Source organism: Microcystis sp. LE19-84.1B (assembly GCF_027531875.1).
GTDB lineage: Bacteria > Cyanobacteriota > Cyanobacteriia > Cyanobacteriales > Microcystaceae > Microcystis > Microcystis panniformis.
Genome location: NZ_JAPZSR010000116.1, coordinates 36,240 through 51,724, shown reverse-complemented (window position 1 = coordinate 51,724; position 15,485 = coordinate 36,240). Strand labels below are relative to the sequence as shown.

Sequence of the window (15,485 nt, the reverse complement as noted above, 5' to 3'; positions counted from 1 at the left end):
GTCAGTCTGTAGAGCGACCATAAGACCAGAACAGAGTAAATCTGTTAAGGCAGGTGCGGAACCCCGCAAGGGAAAGAAGCAGAAACCCAAATCGTGAGGTTTGGGAATCACCGTCCGTTTACGGCGGTGAGGATGTCAAGGGTTTTCTAACCACTATACTGCTTGCTTCCTCACCGGCCGCCGCTTGGTTCCATGCCCGGGGAGGTTCTTGGAGTGCCTCCGGTTTTCGCGGTACCGCCTCCGGGGACGATGGTTCTTGGAGTGCCTCCGGCTATCGGGGTGGCTCGGCCTCCGGTGGTGACGGTTCTTGGAGTGGGACGGGATTCCGTGGCACCACTGCCTCCGGGGACGATGGTTCTTGGGATGTCAACGGCTATCGGGGTGGCTCGGCCTCCGGTGGGGACGGTTCTTGGAGCGGTACTACCCCCTACGGAACCTCAGTTTATGGCTATCACGGCACCTACTACGGCGGCACCTACGCCACCTATCATCCGCCCACCGTTGTCAATAGTTACTACGGTGCGGGCTGTTATAACTGCGGTGGTTGGGCCGCGGCTGGAGCGGCGGCCACCACGGGAGTCGCCCTCGGCGCAACGGCTGCCACTGCCAATCAAGCGGAATCCTACAATGCAGGATTTGCGGCGGGCAGTGCCTACGCCCTCGGAGCGATCTATACTAACCTCCCAGGGGGATGCGTTTATAACCCAGTTGGTACAAGCACTTATTACCGCTGCGGTACGGCTTGGTTAAGTCCCGCCTACGGTGCTAAAGGGGTTTACTATCGGGTCGTGACCGCACCTTTTTAAAGATTTATTAGCCTTGAATATCCCATGAGAAAACCTAACCGACATTTTTCCCTCGCTTTCCTTTTTAGTTCTCTCGCTCTCCTCGCTACAGGGAATCTGACTCTAAGTCAAACAGGTAATTCGATCGCTCAAGATCAGAACGCCGCTTTGCAAGCCGTCGCCAAGATGACCGAGGGACAGCGCACCTATTATCAGAATAACGGTAATTTTCGAGCGAAAGTTGACAATGTTCAAGATGATTTCGGGGTTACTTTGCCGAAAACCTTTGATTATGCCATTCGCACCACTTCCGAGGCCGCCTATAGCTACGTTATCCCCGCTCGCTCAACCGTCAGCAATCAGCTAAAAGCTTATGTGGGTGCGGCTTTTATCACTCCTAACCAAGACCCGAAAATCACGACGATTATCTGTCAGAATACCAATCCCGGTCAGACGCGTCCGGCGGATCCGCAATTGGTGCGCGGCAATCAGTTTAACAACCCCGGAAAACTGACCCTCCAGTGCGGCGACTTCTCCGTACAGGTTCCCGCTTCCGAGGTGAACGAGTAGTGTTGAGGTTGGGAGAACAGTTAATTGTCTTGCTGGTAGCGGGCCCGGGACAGTTGATCACTTGACTTTTCGGGAACGATTTAATCCTCTCGGTAATCTGTCTAAATTTATCGAGTTTTTCTCTCGTTTTTAACAATTAATTATCGATTCAGTTGATCGGAGTATCTCATGAAAAGATCGATCGAAACCCTGAGCGTGATGGTATTAGGAAGTATTCTTTTCCATACCGATGTCAGTTTGGCTCAAGTGGCCGAACCCTTCGCCTATCCCAGTCAAGGACAAAGCCAAGAACAACAACAGCAAGACCATTACGCTTGTTATTCTTGGGCAAAACAGCAAACCGGAGTCGATCCCAGTCAGCCGGATCAGATATCCCCCGCCACTGCCGCCCAATCCTCGCAACAGGGACAATTGCTTCGCTCAAGTGCCACAGGCGCTTTATTAGGAACGGTCGGAGGAGCGATCGCTGGGAATACCGGGGAAGGTGCAGCGATCGGGGCGGGAGTCGGGGCTTTGGCGGGACTGTTCCGAGAACGAGAAGAACAACAGCAGGCCGAGCAAGCGCAAGTCGAAGCGACCCAAGAGGAAAACCAGCGATTACAAACCTACTATCAAGCCTGGACAGCCTGTATGGAGGGACGGGGTTACAGCGTCCAGTGATTTTCGGCGATCGCAGAAGCAGAAATCTCTGGAAATCCGCTTCCTTTCCCCGTTATTTCTGTCCCGAAATCTAAGCGATTTTTAACGTAACCGGTTAACCATGTTGAGAAACCTCAAAAAACTACTCGATCCCGCAGGTATCCGCATAGCGGCACGCTTTTTCCGGCTTACCGAACGAGCGCCCTTAGTTGCGGTCGTTCTCGTCTTCGTAACTGTCAGTTCGCTCATCGCCGCCTATCCGAGTATCGGACAATCCCTGAGCGGTTCTCCCGCCGATCCCCGATTCCAATTCTCCACTCCCCTACCACCTGGGATCGCCTCCCCCGCTAGAGTAGAAACCCGTCTCGGCCGGTTAAATTTCTTCGATGGTTTTCCCGACAAAGCCACCGCCGATAAACTATTCGATCACCTCGATTTCCAGCGCGCCGTTCAAGCCTATCTACTGGCCATTCCGGCGGTTAATCAGGTTGCTAACCGCAACGCAATCCGCACCTTGGGACCCGTCAATACCGTCGTGCCGATTTTCGAGGAGCTGCTAGACTCGCGATCGATCTTTCTCACCGCCAACGATAATACCGTTTACAGTTGGGCGTGGATCGACCTGAAAAACGGGCCGATCGTCTTGGAAGTTCCCCCGAAGGTATTGGGGACGATTAACGATCTCTGGTTCCGTTGGGTGATCGATGTGGGGATTACTGGGCCGGATAAGGGGGAAGGGGGCAAGTACCTGTTATTACCGCCGGGGTATACGGGAGAAGTGCCATCGGGATATACCGTAGTGCGATCGCCGACTTTTAATCTCTGGGTTCCTTGGCGGAGTTTCCTGGTCAACGGAGATCCGAAACCGGGGGTAGAGTTGGTGAAAAAATTCACGAAAATCTATCCCTTGACGGATACCAACAATCCAACACCGTTAAATTTCGTCGATATGTCCGGCAAACCTTTCAACACAGTCGCCCCGGCGGATTATCGGTTTTGGGAATTCCTTAATCAAGCCGTGCAGGAAGAACCGAGCGAATCCCTCGATCAGATTCGACTAGGATACTATGCGGCGATCGGCATTGAAAAAGGCAAGCCCTTCGCGCCGGATGCGCGGATGAAAAAAATCCTCACCGAAGCGGCCGCTGTCGGGGATGCCACAGCCCGGGCGATCGCCTTCCATATGCGGGACAAAAACGCTTACTACTACGCTAACAGCCATTGGGAATTACCTTTTATCGGTGGCTACCAGTTCCAGGCCCAGCCCAGTGTTCTCAACCTCGATGCCTATATCTATTACTACTTCATGGCGACGGGTGTTACTCCTGCAATGGAAGAGAAAATGGTGGGACGGGGTTCCCAATACGCATGGACAGCCCGCGATGCTCAAGGAAACCCTCTCGACGGTGGCAAGAGTTATCGCCTGCACCTACCCCCGAACGTTCCCGTTAAAGATTTCTGGTCAGTTATCCTTTACAGCAACCAGACGCGATCGATGATCCAGACCGATCAACGCTTTCCCAGCGTTAGCAGTCAGACGAAAGGACTTCTCAGCAACCCCGACGGTTCAGTAGATGTCTATTTCGGACCGAAAGCTCCGGCGGGTAAGGAAAAGAACTGGATACAGACGGTCCCTGGCACGGGCTGGAATACTATCCTCCGACTCTACGGTCCCCTAGAGCCTTGGTTTAACCAGTCTTGGCGGCCGGGGGAGATCAAGGTAATGAAATAGCCGATTTTTCCGATTTTCACCTCTCGATCGCAAATTTAAAAGGAGCCCTCAAGATGACCCAAGACAAACCGATCCAACGCCAAATTCTACCGATACCCGACTTGACCCCCTTCGGTCTAACCACCTACGACGCCAAGAATCCCGACACCCACTATCCCCCGATTCGAGATATCCGACCGCCGGCCGGTGCACCCAACGTGCTGATCGTGCTGCTCGATGACGTGGGTTTTGGAGCCGCCAGTGCCTTCGGTGGTCCCTGCAATACCCCCACTTTCGAGCGATTAGCGGCGGCTGGGTTAAAATACACCCGTTTTCATACCACTGCCCTCTGTTCTCCCAGTCGTGCGGCTTTGCTCTCTGGAAGGAATCATCACTCGGTCGGCATGGGCAACATCACCGAAACCGCCACCTCCGCCCCCGGACAAAGTTCCGTTCGTCCCAACACCAAAGCCCCCCTCGCCTTGACCCTGAAGCTGAACGGCTATTCCACGGCGCAGTTCGGTAAGTGCCACGAAGTACCCGTTTGGCAAACCAGCCCGATCGGTCCCTTTGACGCTTGGCCCTCCGGCGGGGGTGGATTCGAGTATTTCTACGGCTTTATCGGTGGCGAAAATAACCAGTGGGAGCCGGCACTGTACGAGGGAACAACCCCGATCGAACCGCCGAAAACTCCGGAGGAAGGCTATCACCTGACCGAGGATCTGGCCGATCGAGCGATCGCTTGGATTAGTCAACAAAAAGCTCTCGCCCCCAATAAGCCTTTCTTTGCCTACTTCGCCCCCGGCGCAACCCACGCCCCCCACCACGTCCCGAAGGAGTGGATCGACAAGTATCGAGGCCAATTCGCTCACGGTTGGGATCGCCAGCGTGAGATCACCTTTGCCCGACAGAAAGAACTGGGCGTAATTCCCCAAAATGCCGAACTCACCCCCCGTCACGCCGAAATTCCCCCATGGGATGACATGGACGAGCGCCTGAAGCCGGTATTAGAGCGCCAGATGGAGGTGTACGCCGCCTTTCTGGAACATACCGATGATCAGGTGGGACGAGTGATTCAAGCCTTAGAAAAGCTAGAAATCCTCGACGATACGCTAATTTACGTCATCGTCGGTGATAACGGTGCCTCCGCCGAGGGAACGCTTCAGGGCGCGTTTAACGAGATGGCCAACTTTAACGGGTTAGCGGGTCTGGAAACCCCGGAATTTCTCCTCTCGAAACTAGATGACTTCGGTGCGCCCGATTCCTATAATCACTACGCGGTCGGTTGGGCCTGGGCGATGAGTAGCCCCTATAAGTGGACGAAACAGGTCGCTTCCCACTGGGGCGGCACCCGCAACGGTACGATTGTTCGTTACCCCAAACTCATCCAGGAAAAAGGTGGGATTCGTCACCAATTCTGTCACGTTATTGATGTGGCCCCGACGGTGTTGGAAGTGGTAGGCATTCCCGAACCGACGATGGTTAACGGTGTCCTACAAAGTCCCTACGAGGGTACGAGTATGGTTTATACCTTTAACGACGCAGCCGCCCCCGAACGTCATGATGTGCAGTATTTCGAGATGTTTGGCAATCGGGGCATCTATTACAAGGGTTGGAGCGCGATTACCAAGCACCGCACCCCGTGGGTGATGACTGGACAGACGATGGTTCCTTTCGACGATGATATCTGGGAACTATACGACGGCAGTACGGATTGGACGCAAGCTCGGGATCTCTGCCGGGAAATGCCAGAGAAACTGCACGAACTACAGCGACAATTTCTGATCGAGGCGGTTAAATATAATGTACTGCCCCTAGATGATCGCCAAGTGGAACGGATCGATCCCGCCACCGCTGGGCGACCCACCCTCGCCGGGGGGAACTCGCAATTATTTTTCGCCGGAATGGGGCGTTTGTCCGAAAATAGCGTCATCAACATCAAAAATAAATCCTTCTCGGTAACGGCGGAACTGGAAATTCCCCCGGAAGGCGCGGACGGGGTGATTATCGCCCAAGGCGGCCGCTTCGGTGGTTGGAGTGTCTATAGCCACGATGGAAAAGCCAAGTTCGTCTATAACGTGCTGGGGATTGAAAGTTTTGTCACCGAGGCGACGGAGACGATCCCGGCTGGCAAGCATCAGGTACGGATGGAGTTTGCCTACGATGGTGGTGGTTTAGGACGGGGGGGAAATGTCACCCTCTACTACGACGGTCAACCAGTGGGTACGGGTCGGGTAGAACGAACTCAGGCTTTTATTTTCTCCGCCGACGAAACCACGGATATCGGCTACGAATCTGGTACCCCCGTGGCGGCGGAATATACCTCGAAAACCAGTCGTTTCACCGGCAAGATCGGCTGGGTTCAATTGGATCTGGGTACGGACAATCATGACCACCTGATCGACCCGGAGGAACGTCTGAAAATTATCATGGCCAGGCAGTAGAAAAGGGGACTTGCGATACTGGTAGCTTTATCTAGACTATCCCTCGGTTAAAAGCAAAAAAATTGAGCTTAAATTAGCAACTTTGTCCTATGGAATGGTCTTTTTTGAGAAACTTTGCCATCACTTTATTCGCCCTCTTAAATCCTCTGGGAATGCTGCCGATTTTTATTAGTTACACCGCTCGCGAACGTAAAGAAGTACAACGACTCGTGGCTCTATTTGTCTCGTTAACTGTCTTGTGTTTGTTATTGATTTTTATGTTTATCGGAACGGCAATGCTAAAATTCTTTGGCGTCACCTTAGACTCTTTTCGCCTAGCTGGTGGCGTGCTTTTGTTGATTATCGGTATCAACATTGTTAACGGTTCTGGGGCAGGGACAAAAGAGCTTTTAATTAATGAGCAAGGCGGGGATTATCTCAGCGAAGCTAAGTCAGTTTATCGGCAGATTGTTATTCCTATGGCTATGCCTTTATTAGTGGGTCTTGGGGTTATTGCTAACGTTATTCTTTATGCCAGTGAAGCCGAATCAAGGCTAGGTAGTGGTACGGGCATTGAACTGATTTTGATGACAATTTTAGTCAGTTTTTTAGTCTTTCTCATCCTCGCGGCTGGCCAATGGTTACAAAGACTTTTAGGAGATATTGGCTTGAGTATTACTCAGCGAGTTATGGGCCTATTTGTAGCGGCGATCGGAGTACAATTTATGGTGACAGGTTTGGTTAATATTTTTGTCGATCAGATCGTTCCGAAACTACCATCATAGCCAATTGCTAATTAGTCTAAATAGTTAGCTAAGAAAATTACTGGAAATATCAAATAAGCTGTTGTATATTTAAACTGGGTATTAAGGAGAGCAATCATGAGAAATTCTGAGCAATTGACCAAATCCCTGAAGCGTTTTCGTTATACACTTTTTCTGGGAGTAGCGGCCATGGCAATCAATAGCTGGGGGATGCCCAATATTTCTGTAGCCCAGACTACTCCTGCTCAAGAAAAAGTGCAGTTAATGTTCGTGCAAACGGCAGAAGATCTTAAGGTAGATCCCGTCGCAAAAACAATTCGCCTGGTGAACGTCAACAAACAGACATTATACTTTTCCGATCGCCCAAACCGGATTGCTGGTAATCTGACCATGGCCGCCTACATGGACGAGTGGACAGCCAGGGCGGGAAAAGATAATTTTGCCAACGATCCCCCCAATGCTACCCTCTCGGTCTATGAACCTGGCCGTCAAGACAATACTATAATTGTCGTCGAGATTAGCAATCCCGTCATCGATGGCAAGGACTTGATTTATAGCTACAAGCTAATCGAAGGGACTCTACCCAAGGCCGGCGGGGCAACTTCCCTATTTATCGATTGGATTGGTGTTGGTGGTGGTGTCGGTCCTGGCTTTTACGGGGTGGGGGCCGGGACCCGCGGGGTCGGTTTATACGGTGGTTACGGTGGCCCCCTGCGCTATTAATACAATTGTTCTAAACCGCCTGTAAATTTATCTACCGATGAGGAGAATTCCATGAGTTACAGATACATCAATCAATTAGCCACACCCGAAAATTTGCATCGATTTCTGGAATTTGTCGATCTAGCGGCTGGTGCGGGCCAAGAAACGGCTAATGTCTGGGAAATCGAGCGCCGATTGGTCAATAGTCGCCCGATGGAGTTATGTGTAAAAGCAGTTCTGCAAGAACCAGCTTCCGCTCAATTAGTGCAAGAAAGATACATCGGCAAACCCTACGATCTCGAAGCAATGTTAAAAATGCCGAAAGGTTCTCTCGGTTGGACTTACGGCACAATTATGCACACTTTGGGCTATGATCCGCAATTTTATCCCCAACGCGAGCAATTTGATTCCGATGCCGACTATATTGGTTTTCGCATTGATAAAACCCACGATATCCATCACATTCTCACCGGGTTTAGTTTAGATACTCTTGGAGAATTGGGAGTAATTTCTGTCACGGTCGCTCAAACTCGTTATCCTACTTTTCTCCTCATCGATATCCTCTCTTTACTGATGACTTTTTTTACCAGTGATACTCTGTTAAGTCAGGTAGAAAGTGATGCCGATTTAAATAAAACTCTCGGTTACAAATTCGATTTAATTTCTCGGGGAATTACCATCGGTCGCCAGGCCCAACCTCTATTCCCAATCAAGTGGGAAGAAGGATTAGAAAAACCCTTAGATCAATGGCGTGAAGAACTGAATATCAAACCAGTTTTAGACGGGCCTTGGAGTTGGTACAGTTGCCCGGAATTACAAGCAGCGCTCGCCTAATTTACCCCGCAGATTTTTATGAGAGAATAGTTAGGGATAATTCTGCTTTGATCTATGGTCAAAAAAAACGCTAGAAAACCCAGCTATACTCAAATTCGCTGGCTCTGTCAAATAATTGTCGCTCTGATGGTCTTAATGCTGCCGGTGACTATTACTCTGCGACTGGTTTTAGCTTTTCTTTTCGCTTTGATAGTGGCAATTATGTTACTAGCTTACAGAATTTCTTGCCTTGCCCCCTGGCAGCTAGAACTATTAAAACCTCCCAATCATCGGGGGGCATTTCTGGAATCCCTATTTTATACGATCGGCAGTTTCGGACTATTAATTTATCTGATCGCTTCCGAACACGCCATCGTTCATTTTGCCTGTGGTTTTCTGGGTATTATTAGTGCTTGGTTAGCCATACAATTGATCTACAGCCAAGAATATGCAGTACGCTACTATCACGATGGTAAAGGCCTAGTTTTTCCCGATTGCGATCAACCTAATTGGACGGAATTTCTCTATCAAGGTTTTTGTATGGCGGCTTGTTATCAAACCTCTGATACAAGTATTAATAGTACGGCAATGCGGCGGCTGGTAGCAACCCACGGGATGCTTTCCTATTTTTTATCCGTCTCGATTATTGCTATTATTTTTGGCATGATCGGTAATTTACTCTAAGCAAAAAAGATATTTTATTAAGGAAGTCATGGTTCATCAGAAAATTAATCTCGATCGCCTCAGTCCGGAAGAAGCACTAATTACCCCCACCTATGCTTCCCGCGCCCTGACTTCCGCTGTACCTAAATACGAGATTCCCGAGGGGGAAATGCCGCCGGCGGCGGCGTACAATTTAATCCGCGATGAACTCGCCCTTGATGGTAATTCCCGCCTGAATCTGGCTACTTTTGTCACCACTTGGATGGAACCGGAAGCCAAACAATTAATGGCGGAAACCTTCGATAAAAACATGATCGACAAGGATGAATACCCACAAACCGCCGAAATTGAACTGCGTTGTGTGAATATGATCGCTAGACTCTGGAATGCTCCCGAAAACGAAGCGGCAACCGGTTGTTCTACCATTGGTTCCAGTGAAGCGGCGATGTTGGGAGGCATGGCTTTAAAATGGCAGTGGCGCAAACGCCGACAAAAAGAGGGTAAACCCACCGACAAACCTAATTTAGTCATGGGCATTAATGTGCAGGTTTGTTGGGAAAAATTCTGTCGTTATTGGGAGGTAGAACCGCGTTTTGTGCCGATGGAAGGGAATCGTTTTCATCTCAATGCGACGGAAGCAATTAAACTAATTGATGAGAATACGATCGGGGTAATTGCCATTATGGGTAGTACCTTTGATGGTAGTTACGAACCCGTCCAAGAAATTAATGATGCCCTGGAAAAATTGAACAGAGAAACCGGCTGGCAAGTTCCCCTGCACGTCGATGGTGCTAGTGGTGGTTTTATTGCCCCTTTTCTCGATCCCGATTTAGTCTGGGATTTTCGCCTCAAATGGGTTAAATCGATTAATGCTTCTGGGCATAAATACGGTTTAGTCTATCCCGGTGTTGGTTGGATTATCTGGCGAGATCGGCAAGAATTACCAGAAGAATTAATCTTTCATTGTAATTATTTAGGCGGTGATCTGCCTAATTTTGCTCTGAATTTTTCTCGTCCTGGTAATCAAGTAGTCGCTCAATACTATAATTTTTTACGACTGGGTAAGGAGGGTTATCGACAAATTCATCAAGCCTGTCGAGATACGGCCTTGTATTTATCGGGGGAAATCGCTAAGATCGGACCGTTTGAATTAATTACCGATGGCAGCACTATTCCGGTTTTTGCTTGGAAATTAAAGGAGACAATTAGCGATCAAGCTAATTATAGTTTATTCGATTTAGCTGATAAATTGCGCGAGCGGGGTTGGTTAGTTCCTGCCTATACAATGCCGAAAAATCGCCAAGATTTAACCGTGCAGCGCGTGGTGATCAAGGAGGGATTTAGTCGCGACATGGCGGCTCTGTTGTTGCGGGATATTCATTCAGCGATCGCCTTCTTTAAATCTCAGTCTAATTATCAGTCAAAATTATCTGGTTCCCATTTCCATCACTAACAGATGTTGAGGAAAAACTCGCTTAAATTTCCCAAAAATTGGCAACCCTTACAAAGTTTTGGTGTTGCCAATTTTTCCACACGAATTATTCACCGAACTGCCCAAGGAAATTTTCATATTTGGTCATCCCGGCGCTTTCGTAAACGCCATAGCAGTGAAATTAAATCTAGCACTTCTGACTTAATTTCTTCTAAGTTAAAGCCGTTTAAATACTGGACTTGGCAATTAGATAATTTAACCTGGTGGATCGGTTTTATTTTTACTCTTGGTTCAATTTTATTCGTCGTCGGGGCAATTCCGATGATGTTCCCCCATCCCCGCTTAGAGAGAATTTCTGTCATTAATTTTATCGGTTCAGTTTGTTTTACTTTTGGTTCCTATGCCGCCTTTTTAGAAGCTATTAATTTAAATCTAGATGTTACTCTGATTCGGGATGCAGAAATACTGGAGGAAAAAATCGGTACTGTCTCCCATCCCGTCCCCAAACTAATTAAAATTAAATGGTTTGCTTGGCAACCCGATCGCCTTGAATATTGGGGAACTTTTATTCAATTTATCGGAGCTTGTCTATTCAATATTAATTGTTTTTTTGCCATGGTACAGGGTTTAAGTTGGCAGAGTGATGATCTGTTAATTTGGATTCCTAGTACCCTTGCTTCCCTTCATTTCTGCACCGCTAGTTATTTGGCTGTTGTCGAAGTTTCTCATAGTTATTGGTCTTGGCATTTTAACGAAATAGAATGGTGGATCGTGGTGTTAAATTTAGGCGGTTCTCTTGGCTTTTTGAGTGGCAGTATTTTCGGCTTTTTCGGACAAGGAACAATTATTTGCTGTCAGGAATGGGGAACAAATTTCTCCTTTTTATCGGGTTCACTTTTGTTTTTAGGAGGTAGTTATTTAATGATTCCCGAAATGTTGCAAGAATAGCTTTCAGATGTGAAAACTTCCCTCCTGTCTTAGTTTAGTACACCTGTATCTTATCGAAGACAGTAATGGCTGAACCTTACCCTACTACACAGATAAAAATCTGACTTAATCCTATGCAATTTGTACCATTTTTCGATATGAATCAAATATCTTTAATGCCAACTATACCATCTAGAGCTAGAAGATGGATGAAAAAAACTGGGCATACTTTGGTAATATTTATCGTAGTTTTACTACTGACTCTAAGCTCCCCTCTTTTGGGAATAGCTCAAAATCCGACACAACCGGAAAATAAAATTGACGGCTTTCCAGTTATGTTAGATGGAAAACCCCTCTTTTTTATCCGGCGGGGAGTTTCTTCATTTTCGGCGGAGGAGAGAGCTAACACTATTACCCGGAGAATTGAAAGAATTGCTCAAAATGATTCTATTCCTGTGGAGAACCTGACAATTGAGAAGATTCCTGATGATAACTCACTGTATTTAAGTGTAGATCAAGAAGTAATTCTAACGGTGACGGAGCAAGATGCAAAAGCCTATCGTTCAACGCCGAAGGTTTTAGCTCAACAAGCTTTACAAAAAATTCAGGTCGCTATCACTCAATATCGCCAAGATCGAAAACCAGAACAACTACTTAAGAACATCATTTATACGGTTATAGCCACCTTTGCTTTCTTGATTATTAGCTTTGCAGTTATCAAAATTTCAGGAAAACTATTTCCCTTCATTAGACGTTTGATTGAATCCTTGACACCGGGCATTCAAATCGGGAATGTTGAGATCATATCTTCCTCTAAAATCAGCTTCTTTTGGTTGCGAGTTCTTCGCATAATTCGCTTCTTTGTTCTGTTTTTATTACTATTTAATTATGCTACATTTGTACTTCGTTTATTTCCCTGGACAAGAGTTTTTGGCGACAGTATTTTAGGTTATTTTTCTCAATCATTAGAACTGGTTTTATACTCCATTGGCAAATATCTTCCCAATGCCTTTGTTATTGCCATAATCATTTTTATAACTTACTACTTAATCCGGCTGATCAAGCCCTTTTTTACGGCAATAGAAAGAGGAAATCTGATTATTCCGGGTTTTTATACTGATTGGGCTAAACCTACTTACAATATCCTATTAGTCATAATTATTGCCATAGCAGCAATAGTGGCTTTTCCCTACTTGCCCGGTTTTAATTCTCCAGCTTTTCAAGGCATTTCTGTTTTTCTCGGTCTTCTTTTATCCCTTGGTTCAACTTCAGCGATCGCCAATGTTATTGGGGGAATTATTCTTATTTATACCCGTGCTTTTCGCATCGGAGATCACATTCAAATAGGAGATGTAATTGGCGATCTAATTGAAAAAAACTTCCTAGTTATTCGCATTTGCACTCCCACTAATAAAATCATCACTATTCCTAACTCATCTTTATTAAGTAGTAATGTGATTAACTTTAGTATCTCCTCGCGGGAATTAAACAGAAATCTAATTATTCAGACAACGATTACCCTAGGGTATGATCTGCCCTGGCGAAAAGCCCACACAACCTTAATTGAAGCTGCTCTAGAAACTGAGCATATTCTCAAAGAACCCGCACCTTTTGTCCTGCAAACTAGCCTAGATAATTTTTACATCAGTTATCAATTAAACGCTTACACTAACCAACCCAATTTGATGGTAATAATTTATTCAGAACTCCATCAAAATATTCAAGACAAGTGTAATGAAGCTGGGATTGAGATTCTCTCTCCCAGTTACACCTCCCTACGAGATGGAAATACAACAACCATTCCCGAAAATTATTTACCTTCCGATTATGTCGCGCCTCCCTTTCGCGTTCAATCTTCAGACAATCAGGAAAACAACACATTATGACACCACATCCGTTTTTATGCTCTCACTTTTGGCGGATTATTAATAGACCTCTTGTAAAAATCAAAAATTGTTGTTAGGAGTAAGTAGCCAGTAGTCAGTAGTCAGTAGTCAGGAGAATTAAGAATGAATAATAATCAATTCCATGATCTCTTGACAGATTTTATGCCATTTAATCCTTATTTTTGCCGTTTTTGAACCATCAAAAATTAATTGTGCAAGAGGTTTAGTTTTGCAAGGGAATAAAGTTGACAATATCTCTTATTTTATTTAGGAACTACCTCCTAAGTAAAAGCCTAGCGAAAACATGATTAAGATGCCAATAATAAATACAATAGACCAGGAAAAACCCGCAAATAAAACAAAACAAGCTGGGAAAGAAATCAGAGTTCCACCAACGAAAAAGATACCCACACAAAGAAGAAGCGGTACTTTAATAGGATGGGTCATTAGTTGATAAAATTTACTAATAAAACCTAATAAATTATTAAAAAGTTTGGGTTTAAACTTTTGAGAAACTTTTTTCCTAAGATAATTTTCAGCATCAGAGTTTAGAGGATAAATCGCTTGAAAGGTTTGGGGTTTATAAATTTCTTCAATCTGATAAGCCCAGGCGGTTAATTTGTTTTTATTTTTTCTTCTTTCTGCCAGTTGATTGATCATAATAACCGTACAGGTTAGATCATGAGGAATCACTAAACAAGGATTTTTTTCTTCTAATAATGGTTTAAATTGCTCCCGTGTTAAAGCATCATTATGACGGGTATTAGAATCATCATACAAGTGGGGTTGTCCGATATATTTTTGATCAAAAGGGTCGAAAGTTGGCTTGTTATTAGTATTAAACCATGCCAATAAATCCGTTAATTTTCCTAATCCTTGCGCTATAAAATAACGATATAATAATACTTCTTCTCTGTTGCGATCTTTCCCTTTACTAATAACAGCAATGATTGACCAAGCCTCTTTTTTATTTTTAACTTCTCGACCGATTATAACAAATTTTTGAGGGTTTAAACTTTTAGGAAAGCAAGGAATTTTTAATAATTCCTCATCAATGGCTTGATAAACCACATCGGGAATCGGCTCTAAGGTACAATTCATAAAGTCTTCTTCGGTGTAATCTTCCACCCACCACAAAACTTGTGTACCAACTTGTGAAGATTGTACTTTAACTCCTGTACTAAATTCGTGAATCTCAATAATACTCATGATTTTTTGTCAAAAGTAAGGATTATTGCTTAGTGTTTATGTACTAATAATAGCGATCGCACTAAAATGAGTCTCTATCCATTCTTTTATCGTAGGATAGGGGGGAAGTTATGCAGGGGAGCGGTTAAATAATACAATTTTATTATAGTTGAGATAAAATTTAGGCGAAGCTGGATCAGAGATCGCATTTAACTTCGATAAATGGGACAGACTAAAGAAAGTTAATGAGGATCAAGTCATGACACAAAATGAGTTAATGTTAGAACGATACTTTACTATCCTAAAAACTAGGTTAAACTGTATAGGGAACTTCAACAAAGGGATGTTGAGTTAAGTCGAAATCTTTAGTATTGTGAGTGACTAATTTAAGGTTATAATGAAGGGTGATCGCTGCTTGAATTGCGTCGGGTAATTTCCATTGTATGATCTTTTGATGGGGGAGTTTGTTCAACTTTTTCCTGATTTGTTCACGACGAAGTTGGATAACTAAATCGATGGTAGTTTGATCTAATTCTATTAGGTGAAAGTAGGATAAAATTTGTTGAGCTTGATGAAAGGTGGTTTCATCCTCAAATCCAATCAAGACTTCTGCTTTAGTAATGATAGAAATAGAAGCATCGTTTTTATGTTTTTTAAGATAGCTGGTTGCTGCTGAAACTCCGTTAAAATGGTCAATCAGAATACAAGAATCTATCAGTTTTTTCATGACCATTCCTCTCGAATTTTCTGTTGATATTCTAACCCATCTCCTTTTGTCCATATTCCTTGAGTATTTTCTAAAAGCGTTTCAAAATCGGAAGAAGATCCAGCTATATCTTCTTCAACAACCTCAATATTAATGTTCAGCTTTGTTCCTTCTTTGAAGGGTAAATTAGAGAGAAGGATTTGCTGAGAGTTATCAAGGGTTATCTGAGTTTGATAGGAAGTCATAAGATTAAGCTATTTGAAGATAGTTAAAATT

Annotated in this window: 15 protein-coding genes and 1 pseudogene; 13 read left to right on the top strand and 3 right to left on the bottom strand. The window is 45.3% G+C overall.

The genetic code is table 11. From position 1 onward, the window contains the following. The first annotated feature begins 53 nt into the window (after positions 1-53). From O9324_RS06965 to O9324_RS06910, 13 genes and pseudogenes are all read left to right on the top strand, one after another. Positions 54-806 (top strand): RNA-binding protein, encoded by a 753-nt coding sequence (locus tag O9324_RS06965; protein ID WP_288139815.1) that lies wholly within the window; start codon positions 54-56, stop codon positions 804-806. A 24-nt stretch (positions 807-830) separates the two neighbouring features. Continuing rightward, positions 831-1,355 carry a type IV pilin-like G/H family protein gene (locus O9324_RS06960; protein ID WP_287629481.1) on the top strand — a complete coding sequence of 175 codons (525 nt, stop codon included), beginning with the start codon at positions 831-833 and terminating at the stop codon, positions 1,353-1,355. A 168-nt stretch (positions 1,356-1,523) separates the two neighbouring features. Then, positions 1,524-2,015 carry a glycine zipper family protein gene (locus O9324_RS06955; protein ID WP_288139814.1) on the top strand — a complete coding sequence of 164 codons (492 nt, stop codon included), beginning with the start codon at positions 1,524-1,526 and terminating at the stop codon, positions 2,013-2,015. Positions 2,016-2,115: 100 nt separating this feature from the next. Beyond that, positions 2,116-2,889, top strand: a pseudogene (locus O9324_RS27455) (DUF1254 domain-containing protein); the annotation flags it as partial. Positions 2,890-2,943: 54 nt separating this feature from the next. Further along, a complete protein-coding gene (locus O9324_RS27450) occupies positions 2,944-3,726 on the top strand; it encodes a DUF1214 domain-containing protein (RefSeq protein ID WP_502846572.1) in 783 nt (260 codons plus the stop codon). A gap of 53 nt (positions 3,727-3,779) precedes the next feature. Then, entirely contained in the window at positions 3,780-6,149 is a 2,370-nt protein-coding gene (locus O9324_RS06945; RefSeq protein ID WP_288139812.1) for an arylsulfatase, read from the top strand. Between the two features lie 89 nt (positions 6,150-6,238). Further along, a complete protein-coding gene (locus O9324_RS06940; RefSeq protein WP_288139811.1) occupies positions 6,239-6,913 on the top strand; it encodes a MarC family protein in 675 nt (224 codons plus the stop codon). A gap of 96 nt (positions 6,914-7,009) precedes the next feature. Beyond that, positions 7,010-7,615, top strand: coding sequence for a hypothetical protein (locus tag O9324_RS06935; RefSeq protein ID WP_002764731.1), 606 nt, complete (start codon positions 7,010-7,012; stop codon positions 7,613-7,615). 51 nt (positions 7,616-7,666) lie between these two features. Continuing rightward, positions 7,667-8,428 carry a Coq4 family protein gene (locus O9324_RS06930; protein WP_288139810.1) on the top strand — a complete coding sequence of 254 codons (762 nt, stop codon included), beginning with the start codon at positions 7,667-7,669 and terminating at the stop codon, positions 8,426-8,428. A 54-nt stretch (positions 8,429-8,482) separates the two neighbouring features. Next, positions 8,483-9,091, top strand: coding sequence for a DUF1345 domain-containing protein (locus tag O9324_RS06925; protein WP_002764725.1), 609 nt, complete (start codon positions 8,483-8,485; stop codon positions 9,089-9,091). A gap of 28 nt (positions 9,092-9,119) precedes the next feature. After that, the gene (gad, locus tag O9324_RS06920; RefSeq protein WP_002764724.1) at positions 9,120-10,523 is read left to right on the top strand and encodes a glutamate decarboxylase; all 1,404 of its coding nucleotides are present in this window, start codon (positions 9,120-9,122) and stop codon (positions 10,521-10,523) included. A gap of 3 nt (positions 10,524-10,526) precedes the next feature. Continuing rightward, on the top strand, positions 10,527-11,450 hold the full coding sequence (locus O9324_RS06915) for a hypothetical protein (protein ID WP_288139809.1): 924 nt from the start codon (positions 10,527-10,529) through the stop codon (positions 11,448-11,450). 113 nt (positions 11,451-11,563) lie between these two features. Further along, positions 11,564-13,315 (top strand): mechanosensitive ion channel family protein, encoded by a 1,752-nt coding sequence (locus O9324_RS06910; RefSeq protein WP_288139808.1) that lies wholly within the window; start codon positions 11,564-11,566, stop codon positions 13,313-13,315. A 267-nt stretch (positions 13,316-13,582) separates the two neighbouring features. Here O9324_RS06910 and O9324_RS06905 read toward each other — a convergent pair whose 3' ends face one another. The 3 genes from O9324_RS06905 to O9324_RS06895 form a co-directional block, all read right to left on the bottom strand. Further along, positions 13,583-14,524 carry a hypothetical protein gene (locus O9324_RS06905; protein WP_288139807.1) on the bottom strand — a complete coding sequence of 314 codons (942 nt, stop codon included), beginning with the start codon at positions 14,522-14,524 and terminating at the stop codon, positions 13,583-13,585. Positions 14,525-14,816: 292 nt separating this feature from the next. Continuing rightward, a complete protein-coding gene (locus O9324_RS06900) occupies positions 14,817-15,230 on the bottom strand; it encodes a PIN domain-containing protein (protein ID WP_288139806.1) in 414 nt (137 codons plus the stop codon). Next, complete coding sequence (locus O9324_RS06895) at positions 15,227-15,454, bottom strand: hypothetical protein (RefSeq protein ID WP_287666794.1); 228 nt, start codon at positions 15,452-15,454, stop codon at positions 15,227-15,229. The genes O9324_RS06900 and O9324_RS06895 overlap by 4 nt, the downstream gene beginning before the upstream one ends. Positions 15,455-15,485 lie beyond the last annotated feature (31 nt).